At 63.4% G+C, this 6,464-nt stretch carries 5 protein-coding genes and 1 pseudogene; 5 read left to right on the top strand and 1 reads right to left on the bottom strand.

Features of this window, described 5'->3' with window-relative positions; genetic code table 11:
- Positions 1–126 precede the first annotated feature (126 nt).
- The 5 genes and pseudogenes from H0X95_RS27350 to H0X95_RS27330 form a co-directional block, all read left to right on the top strand.
- Positions 127–894, top strand: a pseudogene (locus H0X95_RS27350) (tetratricopeptide repeat protein); the annotation flags it as partial.
- A gap of 20 nt (positions 895–914) precedes the next feature.
- A complete protein-coding gene (locus H0X95_RS27345) occupies positions 915–1,244 on the top strand; it encodes a DUF3613 domain-containing protein (protein WP_062884776.1) in 330 nt (109 codons plus the stop codon).
- Positions 1,245–1,249: 5 nt separating this feature from the next.
- Positions 1,250–3,286: a pilus assembly protein TadG-related protein gene (locus tag H0X95_RS27340; RefSeq protein WP_306172214.1), complete on the top strand. Its 2,037-nt coding sequence runs from the start codon at positions 1,250–1,252 to the stop codon at positions 3,284–3,286.
- 108 nt (positions 3,287–3,394) lie between these two features.
- Positions 3,395–4,786 (top strand): sigma 54-interacting transcriptional regulator, encoded by a 1,392-nt coding sequence (locus H0X95_RS27335; protein WP_059723723.1) that lies wholly within the window; start codon positions 3,395–3,397, stop codon positions 4,784–4,786.
- Positions 4,787–4,840: 54 nt separating this feature from the next.
- On the top strand, positions 4,841–5,548 hold the full coding sequence (locus H0X95_RS27330; protein ID WP_060268012.1) for a DUF2968 domain-containing protein: 708 nt from the start codon (positions 4,841–4,843) through the stop codon (positions 5,546–5,548).
- Between the two features lie 80 nt (positions 5,549–5,628).
- On the opposite strand, the gene hfq is transcribed toward H0X95_RS27330, so the two are convergent.
- A complete protein-coding gene (hfq, locus tag H0X95_RS27325) occupies positions 5,629–6,198 on the bottom strand; it encodes an RNA chaperone Hfq (protein WP_006495323.1) in 570 nt (189 codons plus the stop codon).
- Between the last annotated feature and the right edge of the window lie 266 nt (positions 6,199–6,464).

Below are 6,464 nucleotides of genomic sequence, written 5' to 3'. Positions count from 1 at the left end.
GTGCGGGCCGCCTTCGACTGGAAATCAGCGATGAACCAGTTTGCTATCCTGTTCGGCGAGCGATTCACGCAGGCGCGTGGATAACCTGTTGTTCAACCGCCTCGCCCACAAAAATGCGGACAGGTTCAGGAAAGCGGGTATGGCGTCGGCGCGCAGACCGAGCGTGCGGCACTGATGCAAGCAGCAGATCAGAAGCAGTCCGTACCGGATACGCCTGGGATGTATCTGGGGCTGATTCAGCGCATGCAAGCGCAGGGCCTCTATTACGCTTCACTCGCGCATATCGATGCATATGACAAGACATACGGTGTCATGCCGGAATCGATCCTGTTGCGCGCGGACGCACTACGGATGACTGACCAGCCGGCCGCAAGCGCGGCTGTGTATGCACAGTTGCTGAAGACACCGCTTGCTGCGCGCGGCTATCGCGGATTGGGGCTGCTTGCGGGCGCCGCGGGTGATTTCGACCGTGCCGTGCAGGCGCTGACGCAAGCGTCGGAGCTCGCGCCGACGGATCCGTCGCTGCTGTCCGATCTCGCTTATGCGAAGTTGCGCAGCGGCGACGTCGTCGGTGCGCGAGTGCCGCTGATGAAAGCTGCCGAACTCGATCAGCGCAATCCGAAAATCGTCAGCAACCTCGCGCTGTATCTGTTTGCGGCAGGACGTGCGCAGGATGCGCAACGGCTGATGAACCAGCAGCATCTGTCGACGGAGATTCGCAAGGACATTAACGGTGATGCCGCGAAGATTGCTGCGGCAGTGCGTGCGCAGCAGCGCGCAATCGCGACGCCGCCGGTTGTGTCGCGGCGCGGCGCGACGACGCCGATCACGCCGATGGCGAACAACTTCGGTTACGACCAGACCGTGCCGTTGCTGCAACGATTTGCACAATGAACAGATATCCGGGGAACGACATGAACGACAACACACTCAATCGAAGCGCATGTGCGGGCCGGATCGCGACGCTGGTCGCGGTCGTCTGCATCTTAACGGGGTCGGGCGCCGCATACGGTCAAGACACCGTGACACTGGGTGCGTCAGACGTCGGCCGCTCGACCAAAGACTGGCTCGCGATGCAGCGGGACAACCGCGCGGCGGCGCCGACGCAACCCGTGTTCGGCGACGTCGCGTCGCTTGCGTACCAGCGCTACCTCGATTCGTTCAAGAACAAGATTCCGGATTCGATGAGTTCACAGCTCGGTGCGGTGGGCGGCATGTCGGGCGGCGGGCAGGGCGCGCAATAAGCGGGATGACCATGCGCGCAGATCAATCGCACGCGACGCGGCGACGGAGCGCCGGCAGTCCCGGGAGAAGTCGCCAGCGCGGTAGCGTCGCGATCATGGCGACGATCTGGGCGCTGGTTGCGATCATCATCCTGGGCGCGATCGACGTCGGCCATTTCTATGCCGAAAGACGCCGGATGCAAGCAGCGGCCGATCTGGCCGCTTTGTCGGCGGTCTCTCAGGTTACGACCGACTCGACTTGCCAGGCAGCGAGGACCGCAGCCGGTCAAATCGCGAATCCGGCGACGAATGCATTGCCGACGGGTTCGAAAATTTCCGTGTCGTGCGGCATCTGGACCGCACCTCAAGGCAGCGGCAGCGCGCAGTTCACCTGGGTGTCGGGCGACCCGATCAGCGGCAATCAGTGCGCGGGTCTCTCGGTGGGAGCGGTCAATGGCCAGTCGACCAACGCCGTTTGCGTCACGGTGGCCGAGCCGGTCGACGGGATTTTTCGCGGTGGAGTTACGATTAGCGGCTCTGCCATTGCCAAGAGCGTACCCACCGACACTTTTACGCTGACCACGTCGCTTGCAGCGTTGAATGGTGGATTGGCCAACCAGTTACTCAAGGCGTTGACCGGATCGAACGACAATGCGTTGAATCTCCAACTGGTCGACTATCAGGGACTCGCACAAGTCAACTTGAAGCTGGCCGGCATTCTCGCCAATCTCCCGGTCGGCTCCAGTACCGGAGTGCTGAATGGCACCGTGACGCTCGGTCAACTGGCCAATGCCGCGGTGCAGGCGGCGACGCAGCAAAGCGTGGCCGCTGCGAACCTGAAGGTGCTGAACGCACTGGTCATCGCCCTTTGTCCGGGGGGAGTCTGTGGCGGGCCGCAGATCGCTCTCGGTCAACTGGTTTCCGCTGCGACCGCAACCGGAAGCTCTGCCGTCAATGCCAGCGTCAATGCACTCGGCTTGCTGTCGACGGCATTGCAGATCGCGAACGGCACGAATTCGGTCAACATTCCCAGCGTCACGGTTCAGACGCCTACGATACTGTCACCGCTACTGAACGTGACCGTGTCGGGTTCAGTCAAGTTGGGGGCAAATCCGCCATCCACCGCGAGCGGTCCGCCCGGGCCGTCGAATTGCGGGACATCCGATTGCATAACCAACACGTCGACTGCTCAGGGCAACGTGTTCCTCAATACGTCGATCTCGCTGCTGTCGACATGCTCAAACGGCTCGCTAGTCTTTCCGGGCGGCAGTTGTGCGTCGGGTGCCGCGACGCCGCTTGCAGCGGTGCAATTGCCGATCACTGCCTATGTGGCGCCGGCGAAGGCGGGTTTGACGTCTGTTACCTGTACTTCGGACGGCACGAAAAGGGCGCAGGTGAACGTGCAGACCGGGGTGGTGGCCGTCTACATCGGCGGCACGGCGAATACGCCGATCAACCTCAGTGCGCCCAGTGGTTATGCGCCCACCGGCAGCGCCACGCCCATTACGCTGGTGTCCGTCAAACTGCAGAGCCTGCTCAATTTGTTGAACCTTGGCGACTTGGTTTCCGGACTGACGACGTTGGTCAAAACCCTGACGCTGGGGATCGTCGACCTGACCGACGTTTCGATCAACGTTAACTTGTTGCCCGGGCAGTTGACGGTTCCCGTCGCCAATCAAAGTCCGACACCGCTGGTGTTCACGTATCCCGGGCCTGGATCGTCCGCTTCGCCGACCCCGGCATCACCCTATATGCTCGGCACGGGAACGGATCAGTTCTTGTCGCCCGCTATTCAAGGTATCTTGAACAGCGGCCTGTCGTTGGAAGTGAAGGCCAACAGTGGCTTGCTCCAGTGGCTGAGCGTCATCGCGAATCCTATATTAAACGTCGTGACCGGGCCGATCCTGAACGCGCTGGCAACCACGCTCGTTCCGCTCCTCCTGCAACCGATCGATTCGCTCCTGACTTCCGTCACGGGCCTGCTCGGTTTGAGCCTGGGCAATGCCTATGTCACGAACACGCCGGATTCGATCAAATGTGGCGATCCCATGCTGGTTCAATAAATGCCTGAACGTTCCGTTATCGAAGCAGGCAGTATCGCCGTCGCTCGCATTCGCTCACTGATCTGCAACGCCAAGCAACCCGTCAATTACTGAAGCCGCACCTGAAACATGAGAACCACGCCCGCAATCGAAGAGCTCGACCTGTACGTCTGGGAAGGCAAGGCGGACATCGTCGACCGCGTCGCCCGGTGCATGGCGAGCTTCGACGTCGAAGTGATCCGCGCCGACAACGCGGCGGTCTCGCCCGAGCGCGCCGCGTTGCGGCGCTCGCTGGCGATCATCAGCGTGACGATGATCGAAGGCGGCGCGGCATTCCTGCGCGACTGGCAGGCCAACATCGGCATGCCGGTGGTCTGGGTCGGCGCGGCGCGCGACCACGACGCGTCGCAGTATCCGCCCGAGTATTCGCATATCCTGCCGCTCGACTTCACGTGCGCCGAACTGCGCGGCATGATCGGCAAGCTCGTCACGCAACTGCGTGCGCACGCAGCCGAGACGTTGCAGCCGTCGGAACTCGTCGCGCACTCCGAATCGATGCAGGCGCTGCTGCACGAAGTCGATACGTTCGCCGACTGCGACACCAACGTGCTGCTGCACGGCGAAACCGGCGTCGGCAAGGAGCGCATCGCGCAACTGCTGCACGAAAAGCATTCACGCTACCGGCACGGCGAATTCGTGCCGGTGAACTGCGGCGCGATTCCGGACGGCCTGTTCGAATCGCTGTTCTTCGGCCATGCGAAAGGGTCGTTCACGGGCGCGGTTGTTGCGCATAAAGGCTATTTCGAGCAGGCGGCCGGCGGCACGCTGTTCCTCGACGAAGTCGGCGATCTGCCGCTGTACCAGCAAGTCAAGCTGCTACGCGTGCTCGAGGACGGCGCGGTGCTGCGCGTCGGCGCGACGGCGCCGGTCAAGGTCGATTTCCGTCTGGTCGCGGCAAGCAACAAGAAGCTGCCGCAGCTCGTGAAGGAGGGACTGTTCCGCGCCGATCTCTACTACCGGCTCGCGGTGATCGAGCTGAGCATTCCGTCGCTGGAAGAGCGCGGTGCGGTCGACAAGATCGCGCTGTTCAAGTCGTTCGTCGCCCAGGTGGTGGGCGAGGAGCGGCTCGCCGAGTTGTCCGACCTGCCGTACTGGCTCACGGATTCGGTCGCGGACAGCTATTTCCCCGGCAACGTGCGCGAGCTGCGCAACCTCGCCGAGCGCGTCGGCGTGACGGTGCGACAGACGGGCGGCTGGGATGCCGCGCGACTGCAGCGACTGATCGCGCACGCGCGCAGCGCGGCCCAGCCGGTGCCGGCTGAGAGTGCGGCCGAGGTGTTCGTCGATCGCAGCAAGTGGGACATGAACGAGCGCAACCGCGTGATCGCGGCGCTCGACGCAAACGGTTGGCGGCGTCAGGACACGGCCCAGCAGCTCGGCATCAGCCGCAAGGTGTTGTGGGAAAAAATGCGCAAATATCAGATCTTCGACGAAGAGCCCGAGACCCGCGAAAGCGAGTAATTAATGAGATAAAATCGCAGTGAATTACAACGACTCGGGCGGGAATAAAACTTCATGAGCCATATGACGGGGTTGGGGCGGGTGAGCGTAATGCTCGCCCTGGTGGGAGGCATGCAAGGCGTGTTCGCGCAGGGGCTGGCAGGCAGCGATCCGTCGGCGGTGCAGCAGGCATCGGCGCCGGTGGCCGCGATTCCGGTGATCGATTCGCAGGCGCAGACGTCGGTGCAGCCGCAGGCCGGCGAGACGACGGGACCGAGCACGGTCGACGATTTGCAGCGCCAGATCCAGGCGCACTCGCTGACGGAAATGCGCACGAGCTACAACGGCAGCTACGGCGCCAGCCTGCTGTTCAACGTCAAGGACGGTGCGTATTTCGTCGCGTTGTTCCAGCAAAAGGCGTTCTGGCGCGTGATCAAGACTTACGACGAAACGCGCGCGGAAGCGATCTATCGCGATTTCTCGCATCAGGCGGAGCGGCTGGCCGTCAACGAACTGCGGGCGGCGAAGCTGGAATCGCAGAAGGCGCAAATGGACAAGCAGATCGAAGTCACGCAGGACCGCGCGCGGCGTCTGCAGGCGGACATCTCGATCGCCCGCCAGCAGCAGGCGGCGGTGGCGGATCGCCAGAAGAGCGTGCGGAGCGAAACGGCGGCGTTGCAGGCGCAACAGGCGCAGCTCCAGTCGCAATTGCGGGCGTTGCAGCAGCAGGTGCGTTCGCTGCAGCGCGAGGCCGACGCGGGCTTGCCGACGACGGCACGCTGAATTCGGTAACGGCGGTGCGGCGACATGCCGCGCCGGCCGTACAAGTGAAAAGGGCAAGCCGGTTGGCTTGCCCTTTTGTTTTACTGGCCGTCCGGCACGATTCGCCGGCGGCGCGTCACGATGACCGGCCCGTTGCCGCCGCGGGAATCCGACGGCGCGGCGTTGCCGGATGCGTCGCCGGTGTCGCGCGGCGCGCCGTAGCTTTCGCGCGGTTCACGCGGTGCGCCGTAGCCTTCGCGCGGCTCACGCGAGCCGTAGCCCTCGCGCGGTTCGCGCGAACCGTAGCCTTCACGCGGCTCGCGGGAGCCGTAGCCGCCGTCGCCGCGCGATTCGCGCGGACCGCCGTGCGAGCCGTACGGGCTGTGGCCGCCGCCTTCACGGCCGCCGGGGCGACCGCCGGTGCGCGGGCCGCGGGGGCCGCCGCCGCCCGGGCGCGAACCGCCCGTGTCGAGCTGGATCGTGGAAATCGCACGCTTGTAGATGCCTTGCAGACCCACGGGGGTGCGCAGCATCACCAGATACTGGTCGAACGACTCGATACACCCCGTCAGACGAATGCCGTTGACGAGATAGATTTCAACACGCTTACGTTCCTTGCGCGCCGAATTGATGAAGTCGTTTTGCGGATGGGATTCTGCGGGATTGGCCATTGAGGTGCGGCAGGAGCCTGCGTCAGAGAATATGTTGTGCGTGTGTGTGGCGTGTTCGTCCACAAGCCGTTTGGCGGAATTCTACCCTGTTCGATAGGGGAGCGCGCAGTCGTGATTGTGTCGAACCGTAACCCACTATAGACGTTCCGGCGCATTTTCGCGATCCGGCCGAATGGCCAAAGCCGTTTCGTTACGTCGCGTTACGACTCTCGCAGCCCCGTATCACCTCGGCGCGGGCGGCGCGCTTACATTGGTTGCGTGAGCCG

Source organism: Burkholderia sp. 9779_493 (assembly GCF_015712215.1).
Classification (GTDB): domain Bacteria; phylum Pseudomonadota; class Gammaproteobacteria; order Burkholderiales; family Burkholderiaceae; genus Burkholderia; species Burkholderia cenocepacia.
The sequence above is the reverse complement of the archived record's forward strand: the minus strand, read 5'-3'. Positions and strand labels throughout refer to the sequence as shown.